Source organism: Bhargavaea massiliensis (genome assembly GCF_050480245.1).
In the GTDB taxonomy this organism is placed as follows: domain Bacteria; phylum Bacillota; class Bacilli; order Bacillales; family Anoxybacillaceae; genus Anoxybacillus.
Window position 1 is genome coordinate 16,381 of the sequence record NZ_JBCNEQ010000020.1, and the last position, 17,899, is coordinate 34,279.

At 43.9% G+C, this 17,899-nt stretch carries 19 protein-coding genes and 1 riboswitch; all 19 genes read right to left on the reverse strand.

The annotated features are described in order from the left end of the window. Nucleotides 1-2 precede the first annotated feature (2 nt). Nucleotides 3-770, reverse strand: a complete 768-nt coding sequence (gene cobM / locus ABEV15_RS05805) for a precorrin-4 C(11)-methyltransferase (RefSeq protein WP_498852628.1) — start codon at nt 768-770, stop codon at nt 3-5. Beyond that, complete coding sequence (cobI, locus tag ABEV15_RS05810) at nt 767-1,468, reverse strand: precorrin-2 C(20)-methyltransferase (RefSeq protein WP_498852629.1); 702 nt, start codon at nt 1,466-1,468, stop codon at nt 767-769. Before cobI ends, cobM begins: the two co-directional genes overlap by 4 nt. Then, on the reverse strand, nt 1,465-2,670 hold the full coding sequence (gene cbiE, locus ABEV15_RS05815; protein ID WP_498852630.1) for a precorrin-6y C5,15-methyltransferase (decarboxylating) subunit CbiE: 1,206 nt from the start codon (nt 2,668-2,670) through the stop codon (nt 1,465-1,467). The genes cobI and cbiE overlap by 4 nt, the downstream gene beginning before the upstream one ends. Next, on the reverse strand, nt 2,636-3,748 hold the full coding sequence (locus tag ABEV15_RS05820; RefSeq protein ID WP_498852631.1) for a cobalt-precorrin-5B (C(1))-methyltransferase: 1,113 nt from the start codon (nt 3,746-3,748) through the stop codon (nt 2,636-2,638). The genes cbiE and ABEV15_RS05820 overlap by 35 nt, the downstream gene beginning before the upstream one ends. Nucleotides 3,749-3,750: 2 nt before the next feature. After that, entirely contained in the window at nt 3,751-4,383 is a 633-nt protein-coding gene (locus tag ABEV15_RS05825) for a precorrin-8X methylmutase (protein WP_498852632.1), read from the reverse strand. Then, nucleotides 4,384-5,160 (reverse strand): precorrin-6A reductase, encoded by a 777-nt coding sequence (gene cobK / locus ABEV15_RS05830; RefSeq protein WP_498852633.1) that lies wholly within the window; start codon nt 5,158-5,160, stop codon nt 4,384-4,386. A 10-nt stretch (nt 5,161-5,170) separates the two neighbouring features. Further along, a complete protein-coding gene (locus tag ABEV15_RS05835) occupies nt 5,171-5,995 on the reverse strand; it encodes a sirohydrochlorin chelatase (RefSeq protein WP_498852634.1) in 825 nt (274 codons plus the stop codon). Nucleotides 5,996-6,000: 5 nt separating this feature from the next. Continuing rightward, nucleotides 6,001-7,521, reverse strand: a complete 1,521-nt coding sequence (cobJ, locus tag ABEV15_RS05840) for a precorrin-3B C(17)-methyltransferase (RefSeq protein ID WP_498852651.1) — start codon at nt 7,519-7,521, stop codon at nt 6,001-6,003. Nucleotides 7,522-7,525: 4 nt separating this feature from the next. Then, a complete protein-coding gene (locus ABEV15_RS05845) occupies nt 7,526-8,290 on the reverse strand; it encodes an energy-coupling factor ABC transporter ATP-binding protein (protein WP_498852635.1) in 765 nt (254 codons plus the stop codon). Then, nucleotides 8,274-8,984 carry a CbiQ family ECF transporter T component gene (locus tag ABEV15_RS05850; protein WP_498852636.1) on the reverse strand — a complete coding sequence of 237 codons (711 nt, stop codon included), beginning with the start codon at nt 8,982-8,984 and terminating at the stop codon, nt 8,274-8,276. Before ABEV15_RS05850 ends, ABEV15_RS05845 begins: the two co-directional genes overlap by 17 nt. Continuing rightward, nucleotides 8,977-9,246 carry an energy-coupling factor ABC transporter substrate-binding protein gene (locus ABEV15_RS05855; RefSeq protein WP_004891947.1) on the reverse strand — a complete coding sequence of 90 codons (270 nt, stop codon included), beginning with the start codon at nt 9,244-9,246 and terminating at the stop codon, nt 8,977-8,979. Before ABEV15_RS05855 ends, ABEV15_RS05850 begins: the two co-directional genes overlap by 8 nt. Continuing rightward, nucleotides 9,243-9,995, reverse strand: a complete 753-nt coding sequence (locus ABEV15_RS05860; RefSeq protein ID WP_498852637.1) for an energy-coupling factor ABC transporter permease — start codon at nt 9,993-9,995, stop codon at nt 9,243-9,245. Before ABEV15_RS05860 ends, ABEV15_RS05855 begins: the two co-directional genes overlap by 4 nt. Further along, nucleotides 9,992-10,354 carry a (2Fe-2S) ferredoxin domain-containing protein gene (locus tag ABEV15_RS05865; RefSeq protein ID WP_498852638.1) on the reverse strand — a complete coding sequence of 121 codons (363 nt, stop codon included), beginning with the start codon at nt 10,352-10,354 and terminating at the stop codon, nt 9,992-9,994. The genes ABEV15_RS05860 and ABEV15_RS05865 overlap by 4 nt, the downstream gene beginning before the upstream one ends. Nucleotides 10,355-10,498: 144 nt before the next feature. Further along, a riboswitch (cobalamin riboswitch) is annotated at nt 10,499-10,680 on the reverse strand. Between the two features lie 84 nt (nt 10,681-10,764). Beyond that, nucleotides 10,765-11,799, reverse strand: coding sequence for a LacI family DNA-binding transcriptional regulator (locus ABEV15_RS05870; RefSeq protein ID WP_498852639.1), 1,035 nt, complete (start codon nt 11,797-11,799; stop codon nt 10,765-10,767). Nucleotides 11,800-11,888: 89 nt separating this feature from the next. Beyond that, nucleotides 11,889-12,578 (reverse strand): hypothetical protein, encoded by a 690-nt coding sequence (locus ABEV15_RS05875; protein WP_498852640.1) that lies wholly within the window; start codon nt 12,576-12,578, stop codon nt 11,889-11,891. Between the two features lie 20 nt (nt 12,579-12,598). Next, entirely contained in the window at nt 12,599-14,116 is a 1,518-nt protein-coding gene (locus ABEV15_RS05880; RefSeq protein ID WP_498852641.1) for an alpha-amylase family glycosyl hydrolase, read from the reverse strand. 102 nt (nt 14,117-14,218) lie between these two features. Next, complete coding sequence (locus ABEV15_RS05885; protein ID WP_498852642.1) at nt 14,219-15,061, reverse strand: sugar ABC transporter permease; 843 nt, start codon at nt 15,059-15,061, stop codon at nt 14,219-14,221. Nucleotide 15,062: 1 nt separating this feature from the next. Beyond that, nucleotides 15,063-16,346: a carbohydrate ABC transporter permease gene (locus ABEV15_RS05890; RefSeq protein ID WP_498852643.1), complete on the reverse strand. Its 1,284-nt coding sequence runs from the start codon at nt 16,344-16,346 to the stop codon at nt 15,063-15,065. A 112-nt stretch (nt 16,347-16,458) separates the two neighbouring features. Continuing rightward, nucleotides 16,459-17,751, reverse strand: a complete 1,293-nt coding sequence (locus tag ABEV15_RS05895; RefSeq protein ID WP_498852644.1) for an extracellular solute-binding protein — start codon at nt 17,749-17,751, stop codon at nt 16,459-16,461. Nucleotides 17,752-17,899 lie beyond the last annotated feature (148 nt).

The window sequence follows — 17,899 nt, forward strand, 5'->3', positions numbered from 1 at the left end:
CTCTACTCCCTCCCTTTGCGATAGCCGTGCGTAAATGTTTCATCATATAATTTTGAGCGATACGATGCATCTAGTTCATTCGAAAGTGCCCATCCCGCTAAAATAAGAGCGTGTTGGCGAATGCCATGGCGCTGCATCTCTTCATGAAGCATGCCAACCGTTGTGCGTACAATTTTTTCGTCTGGCCACGTTGCTTTATACACAACAACGACAGGAGTATGCTCACTCCACCCTGCTTCAAGAAGGGCTGCAGTCACTTTTTTCGTTAACGTTGCGCTTAAAAAAAGAGCGATTGTACAATGATGTTGCGCCAACGAAGCGAGCTGTTCTTTTTCAGGAACTGGGGTTCTTCCTTCTGCTCGCGTTAAAATGACCGTTTGCGTTAAATTCGGTACGGTCAATTCTACTTGTGCCGCAGCGGCGGCAGCAAATACAGAACTAACCCCCGGCACGATGTCAACGTCAATGCCTTCTTTTTTCAACAGCACAATTTGCTCCATCGTTGCTCCATAAACGGATGGGTCTCCTGTATGAAGACGGACGACCATGTTCCCTTTTTTCACTTCTTCACACATAAGTGAAACGATTTGCTTTAAATGCATGCCCGAAGTACAAAAAATACGCGCGTCTTTTTTGGCATATGTAAGCAACCCATCGTTAACAAGCGAATCCGTGTAAAAAATGACATCCGCTTGCTGCAACAGCTTCATTCCTCTGACTGTAATTAAATCGCTCGCTCCCGGACCAGCGCCGACAATATATATTTTCACTTTCTCACCACCATTAATGTTAAATAAGGTAATGACACTTGCTCCAACTGTTCAATATTCCATATGACCTCTTCGTGAGATGTCACTTTTGTCACAACTGCTGCTTTGTTTGTTATATTCATCTCCCTTAAAATGGCAAGAAGCAGCGACATCACTTTTGCGACTTTTAAAAAAATGACGCAATCGTGCGTTTCAATCACTTTTTTCATCGCATCATAATCATCTCGTGCTGGGACGATGGCAACTGTCTCATCCCCATCCGCTAGTGGCAACTGCAAACGTGCTGCCGCCCCATTCATTGATGAAATGCCAGGTACAATTTCAATCGAAACGTCTGGATATTTCATTTGCATCGTGCGCATAAAATGAATCCATGTGCTATATAAAAGCGGATCTCCTTCCGTCACAAACGCAACATGTTTTCCTGCGCGTAAATACTCCCATACAGCATCGGCCGTTTCATCCCACTTTTTGCGCAATACATCTTCATTTTTCGTCATCGGAAATACAAGACCAAGCATATGTTTTTCCTCTGAAGAAAAGTACGCATCAATAATTTGTTGCGCATAACTTTTACTGCCATTCGCCTTTTTTGGATAAGCAATGACGTGCGCCTCTTTCAATCTACGAAACGCTTTGACTGTTAGTAGTTCTGGGTCCCCCGGACCAACTCCTATGCCGTATAACGTACCAATCATTCTGTATCCCTCTTCCATGCTGAAATGATATATATTGGATTTAATGCATCAAAACGCGTCAATTGTAAAATCGGTTTGCTACGTGAAAATTGGGCGAGCAAAATATCAACAGTATATCCATAGCTTCGTAATGCATCGATCGCTTCATATAACGTTTCGACCGTGACCGCATTGATGACGATGCGCCCACCTTTTTTTAATCGCGTACAACAAACAGCAATAATGTCACGCAAACTCCCTGATGTGCCGCCAATAAAAATCGCATCTGGATCAGGAAACTGCTCCAAATGTTCTGGCGCGCGGCCGTGAATGAGTGTAAAATCTACGCGAAATTTTTTCATATTTTTCTGACATATCTCGATATCATAGGCGTTTTTCTCAATTGCAAATACTGCTCCTTCACGAGCAATTTTTGCCGCTTCAATAGCTACCGACCCTGTACATGTGCCAATGTCCCATACAACGCTTTTTTCATGAAGATGAAGCGCCTGCAAACTTAATACCCTCACTTCTTTTTTCGTAATAAGCCCTTTCTCTGGCTTCCTTTGCCAAAACTCCTCATCATTAATTCCAAACGTCCAGCTTGGATCTTTGTTTGTACGTCGTAAAATAACGATATTTAACGGAGCAAAAGAAGCATCTTTCATTTCTTCTAGCGTCAAAAGACGACAGCGCTCGTTTTCACCTCCGAGATTTTCTCCAACAAATGCTTCGTATTCCGTCATTCCGTATGACAATAAGTACGAAGCGATCGCTCGTGGATCATTCGTATCATCCGTCAAAACCGCCACTTTTTCCTTTCCGTCAATTCGTTGCGCGAACCCTTTCATCGTACGCCCGTGCAAACTAACGATGTATGCATCATGCCAACTTTCTCCCATTTTCGCAAACGCCCATTGTAGCGAGCTTACAGAAGGATATACTTCAATCGGCACTTTTTTTGCTAAATAACTACCGATTCCATAAAACATCGGATCCCCTGAAGCTAAAATGACTGTTTTTTTCGGTTCGCTTATTAACGTCGCTAAAAGTGACGTTAAGTTGTTTCGAATAACGATTTTTTCCCCTCGATAATAAGGAAAAAAAGATAATTGCCGTTCCCCACCAACAAGCCGTTCACTTTCATCAATCCATTGTTTATATAGCGTAGGGAGGGATGCTGCTCCGTCAGCACCAATCCCGATTAACTTCATTCGCTCCATCGCTTCGCACCGCCTTTCCTAAACATTGCCCTTTCAGCGTATATAACGTCGTCTCAACAAGAAGTCCGCCATTCACTTCCCGCAACGCATGTTGGCAACAATAGTCACATAACAAATGAAAGAATGACAAATGTCCAGCTTCATACATCATATCGCCAACTTGCGACGCTGTGTTTGCTTGTTTAATTGCTTCAACAAGATCGATCGGGGCACCCGATTGTTTCGCAACGTCTACTAAAAACTGAAAGTCAACAGGCGCACTTTTTGAGTGAACCATCATTACTCCTTGCGCAACTTTTGAAAACTTCCCCATCATCCCAACGAGCGACACTTTTTTTATCCCGAGCCGCTTACATTGTTTTAATGTAAATCCAACAAAATCCCCCATTTCAATAAATGCTTCTTCTTTCAAATGAGGATATTGTTTCATTGCATATGTTTCACTTCTTCCACCCGTGGTGACAACAACATGATCGCAGCCACAAGCGACCGCAACTTCAAGCGCACGTACAATGCTTGCTCGGTAAGCAGACGTCGAAAATGGGACGACGATCCCACGCGTACCTAAAATCGAAATGCCTCCAACGATACCAAGACGGCCGTTTAATGTTTTTTTCGCAATTTCTTCTCCATTTGGAACAGAAATGACAATGTGCACTCCCTGATGAATACGATATTGTGTAAGCAGCTCAATAGCAACTTCCGTCATCATTTGTCGCGGTACCGGATTAATCGCTGCTTCGCCAACGGGAATAGGTAATCCCGGTTTCGTTGCTCTTCCGACACCTTCTCCCCCATCAATATGAATCCCTTCCTTCGCCCATCTTACAGTTGAAATAATGGAAGCACCGTGCGTCACGTCAGGATCGTCTCCCCCATCTTTAATCACAGTCGCGCTCGCTCGATCTTTCTCTATTTCACAAGCAACGATGGGAAACGTCACCTCACGCCCGATCGGCAGCATAATCGTTGCTTCTGTCTGTTTTACACCAGTAATGAGTGCACATAACGCTGCTTTCGTCGCAGCCGTTGCACACGCCCCTGTCGTATATCCTTCACGCAACTTTTCTTTTTCCATACTTATTCTCGCTCCGCTAAAATGGACAACGCATTTAATGCGGCGACAGTTACCGTACTCCCTCCCTTTCTCCCGATATTTGTGATAAACGGAACATCCAATTTCGCCAATTCTTCTTTTGATTCTGCTGCTGAGACAAATCCGACGGGTAACCCGATAATGAGACTTGGGCGCGCCTCCCCTTCTTTCACTAGTCGAATGAGTTCTAGTAGAGCTGTCGGAGCGTTACCAATGGCAAAAATGCCCCCCTCCGCTTCTTGCACCGCTTTGCGCATCGCAACAATCGCTCTCGTTGTGTTTAATCGTTTCGCTTCTTTTATCACATCTTCATCAGAAATGTATACATGAACGCTCCCACCATATTTTTCAATACGCGCTTTATTAATTCCAACTTGCACCATTTGTACATCAGCCACAATCTTTTTCCCCGCACGAATCGCAGCCACTCCTGCTTCAACCGCTCGCGGATGAAACAACAAACTTTTCCCTAATTCAAAGTCCGCGCTCGCGTGAATGACGCGTTGAACAATGGCGTATTGCTCTTCTGAAAACGGATGCTCCCCTATTTCTTCATCAATGATTTGAAAGCTTTTTTGCTCAATTTGTTCTGGTTGCACAGTTATTGGACGAAACATTTACTTTTCCTCCTTTTTTATCTCGCGCTCAAGTGCGCGAATGATGTCGGAAAACTCATTGTACACGTTTGGATAAGCAAGTTTTGGGCGGCGAATGATGACTGATTCAATACCGAGTTCTTGCGCCGCAGCAATTTTTTCATCAACGAAGCCAACTCGTCCGCTTTCTTTCGTCACAAGAAGCGTCACTCCGAAGTGTTTCATAAGTGCAACATCTAACTGTTTCGTAAACGGACCTTGCATCGCAATAATATTTTCTTGTGGAAAGCCCAATTGTTCGCACTTTTCCATATTGTCCTTCCGCGGTAACATACGGGCAATGAGGCGAACATCGGGAAGCGGAAGCAACTGCTCTGCAAAAATGTGTAACGTTTTGCTTCCCGTCGTAAGCATAATGACTCCTCTTTTTTTTGCTGCATACTGTGCCGCCGCTTCATAGCTATCGACAAATGTGACACGATCATACGTAATCACACTTTCTTTTCTTTCATAACGAATATACGGGACATTTGCTTTCCCTGCTGCCTGCATCGCTTGCCGCGACGCCTCTTCCGCAAACGGATGGCTCGCGTCAACGATCGCCTTAACTTTATGTTCGTTCATGAGCGCAATCATTTGTGACGCTGTTAATCGTCCGACGTGCGCATGAATGCCGACATGAGCCATCTGCTCTGCCGCATGTTCGGTAACGACGGTCGCAAATATGTCATATCCCGCATCGCGAATAGCTAGCGCTAACTGTCTCGCATCGCTTGTTCCTGATAACATCATAATCATGTGCTTCACCTCAATGATCGTAATGGTGATGATGGTGATGATGTTCGGCGACATGAAGACGATATTGACACGTATCACAATTCATACGAACCGAATTGCTTATTGCTTCTTGCAACCGATCGAGCACAATCGTCTGTAGCGATGGATGAAATCCAAAATAATGCGCAAGCACAAACGAAATGTCCGAGTATGTGCTTTGAAACTCGGAAACTCGCTTTTCTAACCGCTTTATAAGTACGCCTGTAAATAAAAAGTAAGGTAAAACGACAATTGTTTTAGCCCCGAGTTTTACACATCGTTCCACTGCCTCATCTAACGATGGATTTGTTACCCCCATAAACGCTGGCTCAACGATTGCTTGTTTGTTTTGTTCCCAAAATAAACGAGCAATTTTATACAAATCGCTATTGGCATCTGGATCGCTCCCACCGCGCCCAAGCAAAATGACCGCCGTCTGCTCATCTATCGCAACGTTTGCTTCTTGCAGACGATCATTTAAAATGGTAAACGTTTCTTCATGAATACCGAGTGGTCTTCCGTACGTAAATGAGACGTACGGGTAACGTTCTTTTGCCTCATCAATCGCTGCCGGAATATGCAACTTCGAATGTCCAGCCGGAAGCAAAATGATCGGAATAACAGTAACACTCGTTGCCCCTCGTTCCACACAGTGAGCAATGCCATCTATAACAGATGGGACACCGAACTCTAAAAAACACGTGTACACATAAAACGTCTGATCAATTTGCGGACGAATGTGTTGAACAAATTGACGTACTTGCTCGTTTCCTTCTTCATCCCTACTTCCATGCCCAACAAATAAAATTGCTCTCATTTGCCTCACTCCCCACATGCCGCTGGCTCTGTTTTTAACGTTTCACCGTAAACAAAACCGCCGACTTCTTTTTTTCGTTCAAAAAATTTATGGAAACGTTCATTCGCATATCCTTCCTCTTTATATTGCCTAACAATACGAGCAACTGTTTCAACAAGATCATTTGGATGAATGCCTTCGGCGACAAGCTGACCGGGATGCGCATTTCTTCCTACAGTTTTTCCTCCTAAAAATAAATCAAATGCTCCTTTCCGATAGACGATGCCAATATCTTCATGGACAGCGCCATAACAAGCCATGCCACACCCGTTAAATCCAAGCCGCAATTCTTTTGGCAATTCCATCCCGCCAAATTGTTTGTATAATTGTTCAGCATAAGGAATGGCGTCTTTTTTCTCTCCGTCACAAAAATCACACGCTTTCATAACAAATACATTTCCTGTTGGGGCGACGGTTAAACCAGCTTCTAAAAGCTCACGAACAACTTCGTCTGGTCGTTCTGTTTCCATCGTCACTTTAAGATAATGATCTGGTGTGTACGTAATCGTTCCTTTTTCACCAACGATGCGTGCAATGTCTATCATTTGTTTCGTTGTTAACGTTTTATTTGTCACCCCTGGACTAATTGCTATTTCTAATCTTTCTATCTGTTTTGGAGCACTCACTTTTTCGTACGCTTCTTCGGCAATCGCGCGCACGTTTGCGAGTGACCACGGTTCCGCCTCTGGTCGCAACCGTTCATGTGGCTTTAACGGTTGAACAGCGCTCGCTAGCTTATATTTCCGTTCATAACCACGGGGTGTAATCATCAGTCCATCGTAAACAAATGTGGAAGAGTTCCCAATAATAACGGTCGTTAACATACCGATGTCGTACTCTAACATGTCTCCTAAACTTGTTAATACAATATGTTGTCGTTCGCGGTACGCGCTTTTGACGAGACCAACAGGTGTATGTGGTGAACGATATGTTAATAAAATACGTTGCGCTTCGACAATCTGCTGGGTACGGCGACCGCTTTTCGGATTGTATAGCGCAATAACAAAGTCAGCTGCTGCGGCTGCCTCAATTCGCTTTGCGATGATGTGCCATGGTGTTAAATGATCGCTCAAACTAATCGTGCATGCATCGTGCATAATCGGTGCCCCTAGCAAAGCGGCACAAGAATGAATTGCAGAAACGCCCGGAATGATTTCTACTTCCACTCCCGTTTCTTTTCTCCATCCTTTCTCAATTAACACCTCGTAAACAAGCCCAGCCATTCCGTACAACCCGGCATCTCCGCTCGAGATGACAGCGACGTTTTTTCCGCGTTCCGCCTGCTTTACAGCTTCTTGTGCTCGACTCACCTCTTCCGTCATCCCTGTGCTAATCACTTCTTTTCCATCGATTAAATCGACAACTAAGTCGATATAAGTTTTATAACCAACGATAACATCGCTTTCTTCAATCGCTTCACGCGCCCGTTTCGTCATATGATCAACACTTCCTGGGCCAAAACCGACAACAAACAATTTTCCCATTATGTTTTCACCCCTTTTTCCATCGTTCGATCCATTCAAACAGTTGTTGTTCTGTACACGTCTTATTTTCCTTCATCCATATGCGTAAAAGAAGAGGAAGCGGCAAACGAAGCTGGTGAAAAATATCCGCTTGTGAAAATATAAACGCAGGTGTACCGTGCAAAACGATGCGTCCATCATGCATGACAAACACTTCGTCTGCCCATTGCCATACGAAATCAAAATCATGAGTGATGACAACGAGCGTCGTACCTGCTTCGTGCCACTCATTTAGTTTCATGATGAGGCGCTCGCTCTGTGCAGCATCTAAATAAGCAGCTGGCTCATCGACAATAAGCAACTCCGGTTGAGAGGCCATCGCTACAGCGAGCGACAACCACTTTTTTTGTCCGAGACTGAGATGATGAATGGGCACGTCTCGCCATTCAGCAAGCGAAAATGTTTTTATCGCTCGTTCGATCCGTTCGCTATTACCTTGCAAACTAAGCGCAAGCTCTTCCTCAATCGTTGGTGCTAAAAATTGATGTTCTGGATTTTGAAAAACGACGCCGACATGTTGACGTAAATGTTCCTTTACACGTTTTCCTTCCCAATACACCTCCCCTTTTGTTGGGCGATAAATGCCGTTTGTATGAAGCAACCATGTTGTTTTTCCACAACCGTTTTTTCCGATCAATGCATATTTTTTTCCGCGTTCGATCGTAAGCGATACTCCTTTTAAGACGTGCGCACCGTTTCGGTACGTATAGTGAACATCATGAAACTGCAACATATAATCCCTCCACGATGAGTAAAACAACGATGCCAAGCGATGCTTCAATGACATACCTTTTTGGCAATTGCTCGTCCATGCACCGCGGAACTGTAAAAGAGACGTGGCGCGCTCTTTGCGCAATGACCATCGCCTCATATTGATGCAATGTGTGGCGTAACAATTGTGCAACAGCAAGTGAAGCGATCCGCCAATTTCGTTCCCCTTGTCTCACGCGCACCGTAACAAACAACTCCCTTGCTGCCTTTTCCAACATGAAAATGAAACGGTACGTTAACAATAGAAACTCTATTAGTACACGCGGGATGCGCAATGTTTGCAGTGCGCATGCCAAGCGAAAAAATGGCGTTGTTGCGGTAAGAAAAAAAAGAACGAGCGAGCATGTAAACGCTCGTAAACAAATCGTACCTACATAGGAAACGTCCACAACATCACCATCAAATGAAAGAAGAAGCGGTGCGCTACTCCAAAGAATGACGAGCGAAAAAAGTAAACAAACACGTAAGCAAGCACGCCACGGTAAGCGCGCATAAACAATGAGCCAAATGAGCATCCATCCGATCATAAGCAGCCGACCGACATTCGTTCCAATCATCGCCCATATAAGCAAAATAAATGAAAATGTCAGTTTAAATGTCGCCCGAAGTTTCGCGAGCCGATTGCGATACGCCCATTCGTCAAGCCAGCTAACCATTTCGTTTTCGCCCTCTATACAAGCCGATAATGTAGCCAATCACTCCCGCTCCAATTGCCGCCTGCAATGAAAATAGCAATGTTTCTACTTCCCCGCCGGGCGGTTCAAAAAACACATCGAACCACGGTTCATAATTGGGCGCAAGTTGTTGAATCATCTCCTCCGCAAGCGCATCTGCCCCAGCAAACTCCGTATGTTTTACAACGACGAGCGGCAAAACGATCAAAAGTGCGGCAAGGAAAAGCAATAGTCGATTGTTCATTTAGCAGACGCCCCTTTCTGTTGCAATATATTTAATTCTTGTTTCGTGTACGTATGTAAAAAATTCCATACAACAACAGTCAGAAGCCCTTCGGTAATTGCAAGCGGTATTTGAGTGAAAGCAAAAATGGAAGCAAACTTTAAGAACGCCCCCCATACCCCGCCTGTTGCGTCTGGAAATGCTAGCGCAAGTTGTATCGATGTCATCACATACGTAGCTAAATTGGCAAACATCGCCGCCACAAAAACAGAAAGGCGCATCGAAATGCGAAGCTTTTGGCATGCAACAAACGACACGTACGCTACAAACGGACCGACCACCGCCATCGAAAACGCATTTGCACCGAGCGTTGTCAATCCACCATGCGCAAGCAATAATGCTTGAAACATTAACACAGCCGTACCGATGACCGTCATGACGAACGGCCCAAATAACAGCGCACCGAGGCCTGTCCCTGTCGGATGCGAGCTGCTTCCTGTGACAGATGGAATTTTTAAAGCGGAAAGAACGAATGTAAATGCGGTCGCTAGCGCAAGCAGCATTTTCGTTTCCGGCTGTTGCTTTACGATGCGCGTCATTGTCCGCAAGCCTACAAAGAAAAACGGCAAAAATAACAACCACCAAACGAGCACCCACTGCCACGGCAAAAATCCTTCCATAATGTGCATCGCATAGACAGAAGGTGAAAGTGCAAATAAAATATACATAGTAAAGCACGCACTAACGATCCAAAACAACGATTTCTTCACTTTTCTTTCCCACCTGTTGCTACGCTATATTCAGGTATAACAAAACCCTCATCGTACGTATACGTCACATAATTATGCAACACTTCTCCGTCTTTTACATGTTTTCGTACAATGTCCCTCCCTATTTGTTCATCAATCGTACGATACCAAACACCTTCTGGATACACGATAACAACACACGCATCTTCACAGCGACCGTTGCATCGTGTTCGAGTTGTATGAACGTGGGCATGCAATTGCAATCGATCAATTTCATCACGAATCGCTTGCGTCACCTCTTCCCCTCCTTTTCTCATGCAGCTTCCTCCGTTGCAAATAAGCACGTGATGTGTCGTTCCTTGTAAATTCCATGTTGCCATATATGTCGCCCCTTTTTTCAAAATAAAAAAGCACCTCTAGACAGAGGTGCAGAAAAAACGAAAGATTCAAAAAATAGAGCATACGTCACTAAGCATATATAACGTCCATCGTCCCCGCACGTCTCCCTATATTCCCGTAGGCAGCCGACGTATCGCAAGCAGGCAGGTCTCCTGGCTTAGGTTCATCATTTCGCTGCGCCTTCCCAAAAAATCAGTGGCACGTTGCAGCGAAACTCCCCATCACAGTGGCGGGTACCGCGACGGCTTTGCACCGTTCTTCCCTTTTAAGCATACGAACGTATGCACCGTACTTGCTCATCGTATATTGTTTTTCAAAGAGCATGAATGTTAAGAATATCATACACTATTTTTTCCTCCTCGCCTAGCCTGTTTACAAAAAAAACACCTTCCTATTTGGAAGGCGCTTTGTAATAATCGCACGAAAATCGTTTCACGATCGTATGTGGAATAACGATTCGCTTAATCGGCTCATTTGGGTTTTCGATTTGTTGTATTAAATTTCTTGCCGCTTCAAAGCCAAGTTGGAAAATGTTAATGTCTACCGACGTTAACGGAGGACGGGAAATTTCCGATAAAAGTACGTTGTTAAAGCTGACGATCGATACATCTCGCGGCACGCTTAACCCCATTTCAGCAAGCGTATTTAATACCCCAAGAGCCATTAAATCGTCCGCCACAACGAGCGCGGTTGGCGGTTCAGCAAGTGAAAGCAACTCTTTCATCGCCTCTTGTCCGCCTTCTTTTAAAAATTCTTCATGCACAATGTAATCTTTTCGATATACAAGACCTGCAGATTTTAACGCTTTTTCATAACCGCGCAAACGATCCATTGTTACAACGAGATTGACGTTTCCACCAACAAACGCGATGCGCTCATGACCGAGTTCAATTAAATATTCTGTCGCCTCACGCGCCGCCCGAACGTTATCGTTATCAACATGCGTAATTTCTTCCGCTTTTTTATGCGGTTTCCCAATGACAACAAACGGTACATCTTCTTTCTGTAAATACGCCATAATTTTATCGTTCGCACGCGAATACAGCAAAATGACACCATCGACGCGCTTTCCTTGCACCATATGCACAACGCCATCGTAAATTTCCGCTTCCGTTTCCCCCGTTGACAACTGCAAAGCATATTGCCGGTCATGCACCGCTTTGCTGATGCCGCGAATGACTTCCGGAAAAAACGGGTTTTGAAACGCTTTATCTGCTGAACTTGGCATGACGAGCCCGATCACTTGCGTCGATTTATTCGCTAAGCTGCGCGCGATAAAATTCGGATGATAGCCAAGCTCTTTCATTGCCTCACGCACTTTTTTCTTCGTTTTTTCGCTAATGCGCGGGCTATCTGCGATGACGCGGGAAACGGTCGATGGCGCCACATTCGCTCGCTTCGCTACGTCTTTAATCGTTACTGTCATAAAAATCCCCCACCCCTTACAAAACAAACGTGTTTGTCGCTTCATCGATGACTCGTTGTTCCCCATTAACAACAATTGTGAACGGTACATCACCAACAAATGCGACACGCATACGCCAAGAACGTATAAAACGATTCATGGCGTAAATCAAACGTCGTTTTGTACGTATGATCGAAAAAAATGCCGTGCGCATGCCCGTTTTTTAACATCATCATATATGGATGCGACTGATATAATGGGTCTGTTTCTAAATTGTGCGGCGCGTACACATCCGTATTCCACATCGTCCATACTGCACCGCGCTTATTTAACACACCTGTTTTTTCTCCTAATCCATATACGACATCTGTTGGGGTGAGCGCGTGTGCACAGCGTATACGCCCTTTTGCTTGAAAACATACAGGTTGTTCATCGCGCACAAGCAACGTTCCTTCATTGTCGTATATCGCTAACCGAAACGGGCTTCGCTCGATGACGACCGTCAGCTGTTTCGTCTGCAGCTCCCAGCCATGTTCTCCTTCACGAACGTGCACGTCCACTTTTTCTGGCGTTGCGATCACCGCTGGGCTGACGGAATCGTACTTCCCAGCGAACGGATCGATCGTCACCCGAACGATATCGTCACGATAAAAACGTATTTTACCTAATGCTTGATCACAAGTAAATGCAAATATTTGTTTTTTTTCTTCAATTTTTTGCACATCCCCAATCGGTTGCCACACTTCTTTCTCGTCGGTCCGATCAATCGGCCGAATCGCAAAACTCGTATCTTCTAGCATACACGCTTACCCCCACATTCTCATCGTGCTTTTCGTTTTCGCGCTAAGTATAAAAACAGTCCAAATGCTGTATATACCGCAAGAAGTGCCGCGATAAACGGAATGTTTAACCCTGTTTTTGGCGCAAGTACGTAAATTTCCGCTGTTTCACGATCTAAAATGATGTCATACTTCCCGTCCTTGCTTCGCACTAAATCTCCTGCAAGCAACCCGCGCAATTCTTTTCCTTGTTCTAATTCGTCATCGAGCGTTACTTTTTGCGTTTTTGACGTATTGTTAATCGCAATGACCGCTGTTTCGTTTTCATACGTTCGTTTAAACAACGCCATGCCGTCTTTTTCATAAAGCAACTCAAAATCGCCGCGGCGGAGTGACGGAAGCTTCTCGCGTAATTCACCGAGCTTTGTGACATAGTCAATGAGCTCTTTATCTGTACGGAAATTCATTAAACGACGGTTGTCTGGATCTTCCCCGCCATCAAGCGCAATTTCTGTTCCATAGTACATAATCGGAATGCCTGGTGCCGAAAACAAATACGTCAATCCAAGCTTTAAACGCGTCACCGGATTGATGCGATTTTGCAATGCTAACCGTGTAAAACGAACGGTATCATGATTATCTAAAAACGTGCCAAGTAAATACGGACGGTCATAAAACGCCTCGTTTCGCTTCCATACGTTGTAAAGCGGTTCAAGCGATTGATCGACGTTTGAAAAAATCGTTGACGCTTCTTTATAAAACGGAAAATCGATGAGCGCATCAATTCCGTGCTTCCCATATTCCGCTACATAACGCGGATCGTCATGCCACACTTCACCGAGAAGGAAAAAGTCTTTTTTCACTGATTTCACTTCTTTAGAAAACTCGTCCCAAAACCACTTTGGCACATGTTTGACCGTATCTAAACGATAGCCGTCAATGTCCGTTTCTTGAATCCACCATTTAGCCGCATCAAATAAATACGCTTTCACTTCCGGATTTTCTTGTGCTAAATCTGGGAGACCAAACAGCCAGCCATTTTCAACTTCTTGTTGATTTGCCCAATTGAAAATGTCTTTTTTCTCATGAAACCAATCTTTTTTCGCAGGGTCGTTCAGCCACGGATGATTGTATCCTGTATGATTGACGACAAAATCTAAAATGACTTTCATATCGCGCTTATGTGCTTCTTTTACAAGCCGTTTGAAATCATCGAGCGTACCAAAATGTTCTTCCACTTTATAAAAATCTTCAATCCAATAACCGTGATACCCGCCTTTTTCGTTCGCAAAAATAGGCGTGAGCCAAATGGCTGTAAAGCCCATTCCTTTTATGTAGTCAAGCTTGTCAATAATTCCTTGCAAATCACCGCCATGATATGCTTTTGGATCATGCACGTTCACTTCATAGTCATTTTTTGGATTGCCGTTATTAAAACGGTCGACCATAATAAAATATATGCGTTCATCTTGCCACGTTCGCTCCGTTTTCGCACTTACCGGCGCCGTCACGGACAACAACAAAACAAAAATAAGTAGCGCGCGAAATACACGTTTCATTTCATTTCACTCCCCATTCATTCCAAAGCTTCTTATGTTAACATATCTCTAAATAAAATAGTAAGAAAGGAAAGAACCAAAACGATTCTTTCCTTTCGTTTCTCACCCTTTTGTTCCACCCGCCGTTAAGCCAGAGACGAAATACTTTTGGAATGAAAGGAAGAGAATAGCGATCGGCACCGCAATTAAAACGGAACCTGCCGCAAACGTTGTAAATTCGCTGCCGAACTGTTTTGCCACTAAATCGTATAATCCAACCGCAAGCGTATATTTTTCTTTGCTGCGAAGCAACACGCTCGCTAAAATGAAATCGCCAAACGGAGCGATAAACGTAAAGAGCGCCACAACCGCAATAATTGGTTTCGCAAGCGGCAAAACGATTTGGAAGAAAATGCGCAAATGCCCCGCTCCGTCAATTCTCGCCGATTCGTCAAGCTCTTTCGGAATCGTATCTAAATATCCTTTCATCAGCCACGTATTCATCGGAATGGCTCCACCGACGTATACGAGAATTAACCCTAAATGCGTATCAACTAATCCTGTTAAAAGCGCTAAAATGAAGATAGCAATGAGCGCCGCAAAGTTTGGGATCATCTGCAAAATTAAAAACGTCATCAATCCGTTTCGACGCCCGACGAAGCGGTAACGGGAAAACGAATACGCCGTTAAACTTACTAAAATAACGGAAAAAATCATCGTCAACGTCGCAATTTTTAACGAGTTCCAATACCAAGTCAAATAATCGCTTTGCGATGTATCGAACAATTCTTTATAGTGCGCTAGCGTGGCGTTGTCTGGAATCATTTTTGACCCAGATAAGCTTTGTCCCGGATTAAATGACGAGCCAACGACCCAAAGAAGCGGATAGACGATAATGATCGTCATCACCAAAACGACTGCATACGACAACGTCAACCGAATGAGTTTTTGTCCTTTCATATCCATCTTACATCATATCCTCTTCCTTAAATGATTTTGTTCTTCTAAATTGCCATAGCGCTACTGATACGACAGCGAGGGAAAGAAGTAACGTAATGGCAGCTGCTTTCGAATATTGGGCGGATGTCATCGTTAAACGATAAATCCACGAAATTAAAATGTCAGTCGCACCAGCATTTTGCCCAGATATCGCAGGGCCACCACCATTAAATAAGTAAATGATGGTAAAGTTATTGAAGTTAAACGTATATTGCGTAATTAAAATTGGCGCTGTCGCATACAACACGAGCGGAAGGGTAATTTTCGTAAACTTTTGCCAACTTGATGCGCCATCAACTGTCGCCGCTTCATACAATTCGTTCGGAATAGCTTGCAATACTCCTGTCGTCATCGCAAAGACGAACGGGAAGCCGAGCCACGTTTGAATGAGAATTAACGCCACTTTCGTCCAAAACGGATCGGTCATCCATTCAATCGGTTCGATGCCTAACGACGCCAAAATCGTTTTATTAATCACTCCGAACGATTCGTTAAACATACCTGAGAAAACGAGAATCGTTACAAACGATGGAACTGCCCAAGGTAAAATGAAAATCGTCCGAATGATCGCTTTTCCTTTTAAATCTTTTTGGTTCACAATAATCGCTAAGAAAATACCGAGCGCAATTTGTAACGTCGTTGCACCGAACGTCCAAACGATCGTCCATGCGAGGACGTTAATGAACGTTTTCCGCCAAAGATCGAGCTTCACTAAGTCAATGAAGTTTTGAAACCCAACCCAGTCAACAAGTTTCGCTGGCGGTGAATGATATAAGTCATAGTTTGTAAACGCCAATAAGACGACGAAAATAATCGGGAAAATAACGACAAACACAAGCAAAATAAATCCTGGTGAAATCATTAAATATGGAAAGCCGTTGTCAACGAGCGCACGATATTGCTCGCGCAGCGAGCTAATTTTCAAACCTAAATCACGCTTTTGCCCGTTTTTATAGGCATCGCGTAAATTGAATGCGTAAAATCCTAACCCAAAAACAGATACGATAACAGCTAAAATTCCTTCAACAAGCAAGAAAATAGAATGGTCTCGTCCAACAACTTCACCGAGCGTAAATAACCCCCACCATCCCATATTTAACAAATCTTTAAACACGATAAGAAAAGACGCAGCTAAAATAAAAAATGAAATACCTTTCACATATTGACGATTATACAATTGACCAAATCCCGGAATAATGGATAAACCGAGGGCAATTTTCCGATGGTTCGATTGATACATTTGTGCTTCCATTGACTTTGTCTCCTTTCTGACCAATTGCGAGGAGCCCACCTGCATTGTGAATAAATAAACAAACGATAGAAAGTTGAAGCAGTACCTCTACAAGAGAGATACCGCTCGTTTCTTAATTGCTTGGATGGTTTGTTTCAATGTTCGTCTTAATTGTTTTTACAGCTTCATCAAGCGCTTGTTTCGGCTCTGCTTTTTGGGTCGCTACAAGCTGAAGCGCTGTCGCCATTGGACCCCATACCTCTGCCATTTCTGGAATGTTTGGCATTGGAACAGCGTATTGAGATTGAATTGCGACTGCTTTCGCTCCTTCGTCTTCTGCGATTACCGGATCGTCAATGAGCGATTTTACTGGCGGAATTTCATGCGTTAACTCAAAGCGTTTTTTCGCATTTTCTTCGTTTGTAATAAACTCAATTAATTTTGTTGCCCATTCAGGATGTTTCGAGAACGCTGATACGTGCCATCCTTTTACACCCATAAATGTTTTCATAGGCTCGCCGTTTGGCAGTTTTGGCATTGGCGCCACTCCGATATCGATGCCTGCATCACGCATACTTTGGAACGCCCATGGACCGTTCATGACAGATGCCGCTTTTCCTTCGTTGAATAAACCGTCCATCGCTGAACCGCCGCTTTCACCGATAATACCTTTCGGGAACAATTCTTTATACCATTGTTGAATGTATTCTGTCCCTTTTACTGCACCTTCGTTATTTAGACCGATGTCATTGCGATCTAACGCACCGTTGTTATTTTTAAATACGTAGCCGCCCATACCAGCAATGACGCCGTGTGCAAAATAGAAGTTATCCCAAAGCGCTAAGAAACCGTATTTGCCTCCTTTTGTAAACTCTTTTGAGAACTGATATAGCTCATCCATCGTCTCTGGCGCTTTGTCCATCAACTTTTTATTGTAGATGAACACAGGTGTTTCGACCGCTTTTGGAAGTCCGTACAATTTTCCATCATACATTTGCGCAGTGATAGAAGATTCTGTAAACTTATCTAATACAGCTTGGTCGACTTGAATTTCACGAATTAATCCTTCAGTAACGAGCTGACCGATTTGGTCGTGTGGAACAGTAATAACGTCAGGACCTGTTCCTGCTGGACCGTCCAAACGAAGCTGATCGCGCATTTTTGTCGCCATTTCAACTTCTTTGTACTCTACTTTAATACCATACTTTTCTTCGAATGCTTTAATTGCTGGCTCTAACGCCACACCGCGTTTCAGGTCTTCCCAAACGACAAGCTTTTCCGGTTTCGGCGGCATGCCATCTTCTGACACTTCAGTTTTTCCTTCATTTTCATTTTCTTTCGGTTTTGCCTCATCTTGTGGACCACAACCTGCCATCACACCTGCAAGTAACGCAAGCGATGAAAAAATGGACACTGTCTTTTTCATTTCGACCCCTCCTATGTTTTAAGCAGTACGTACAAACGCTTTCATTTTTTTGCGAAAGCGATTGCACAATCTTCATCTTCATTATACAATCATTTTCCGTTTTGACAACTATTTTTTTCATCTTTTTTTGAATGAATGTTGACTTTTT

Excerpts from the sequence above, each read along its gene's own strand:
- cobI (WP_498852629.1), bottom strand. The coding sequence starts at position 1,468 with ATGATTGGTACGTTATACGGCATAGGAGTTGGTCCGGGGGACCCAGAA.
- cbiE (WP_498852630.1), bottom strand. The coding sequence starts at position 2,670 with ATGGAGCGAATGAAGTTAATCGGGATTGGTGCTGACGGAGCAGCATCC.
- ABEV15_RS05820 (WP_498852631.1), bottom strand. The coding sequence starts at position 3,748 with ATGGAAAAAGAAAAGTTGCGTGAAGGATATACGACAGGGGCGTGTGCA.
- ABEV15_RS05825 (WP_498852632.1), bottom strand. The coding sequence starts at position 4,383 with ATGTTTCGTCCAATAACTGTGCAACCAGAACAAATTGAGCAAAAAAGC.
- cobK (WP_498852633.1), bottom strand. The coding sequence starts at position 5,160 with ATGATTATGATGTTATCAGGAACAAGCGATGCGAGACAGTTAGCGCTA.
- ABEV15_RS05835 (WP_498852634.1), bottom strand. The coding sequence starts at position 5,995 with ATGAGAGCAATTTTATTTGTTGGGCATGGAAGTAGGGATGAAGAAGGA.
- ABEV15_RS05845 (WP_498852635.1), bottom strand. The coding sequence starts at position 8,290 with ATGTTGCAGTTTCATGATGTTCACTATACGTACCGAAACGGTGCGCAC.
- ABEV15_RS05850 (WP_498852636.1), bottom strand. The coding sequence starts at position 8,984 with ATGGTTAGCTGGCTTGACGAATGGGCGTATCGCAATCGGCTCGCGAAA.
- ABEV15_RS05855 (WP_004891947.1), bottom strand. The coding sequence starts at position 9,246 with ATGAACAATCGACTATTGCTTTTCCTTGCCGCACTTTTGATCGTTTTG.
- ABEV15_RS05865 (WP_498852638.1), bottom strand. The coding sequence starts at position 10,354 with ATGGCAACATGGAATTTACAAGGAACGACACATCACGTGCTTATTTGC.
- ABEV15_RS05870 (WP_498852639.1), bottom strand. The coding sequence starts at position 11,799 with ATGACAGTAACGATTAAAGACGTAGCGAAGCGAGCGAATGTGGCGCCA.
- ABEV15_RS05875 (WP_498852640.1), bottom strand. The coding sequence starts at position 12,578 with ATGCTAGAAGATACGAGTTTTGCGATTCGGCCGATTGATCGGACCGAC.
- ABEV15_RS05880 (WP_498852641.1), bottom strand. The coding sequence starts at position 14,116 with ATGAAACGTGTATTTCGCGCGCTACTTATTTTTGTTTTGTTGTTGTCC.
- ABEV15_RS05885 (WP_498852642.1), bottom strand. The coding sequence starts at position 15,061 with ATGGATATGAAAGGACAAAAACTCATTCGGTTGACGTTGTCGTATGCA.
- ABEV15_RS05890 (WP_498852643.1), bottom strand. The coding sequence starts at position 16,346 with ATGGAAGCACAAATGTATCAATCGAACCATCGGAAAATTGCCCTCGGT.
- ABEV15_RS05895 (WP_498852644.1), bottom strand. The coding sequence starts at position 17,751 with ATGAAAAAGACAGTGTCCATTTTTTCATCGCTTGCGTTACTTGCAGGT.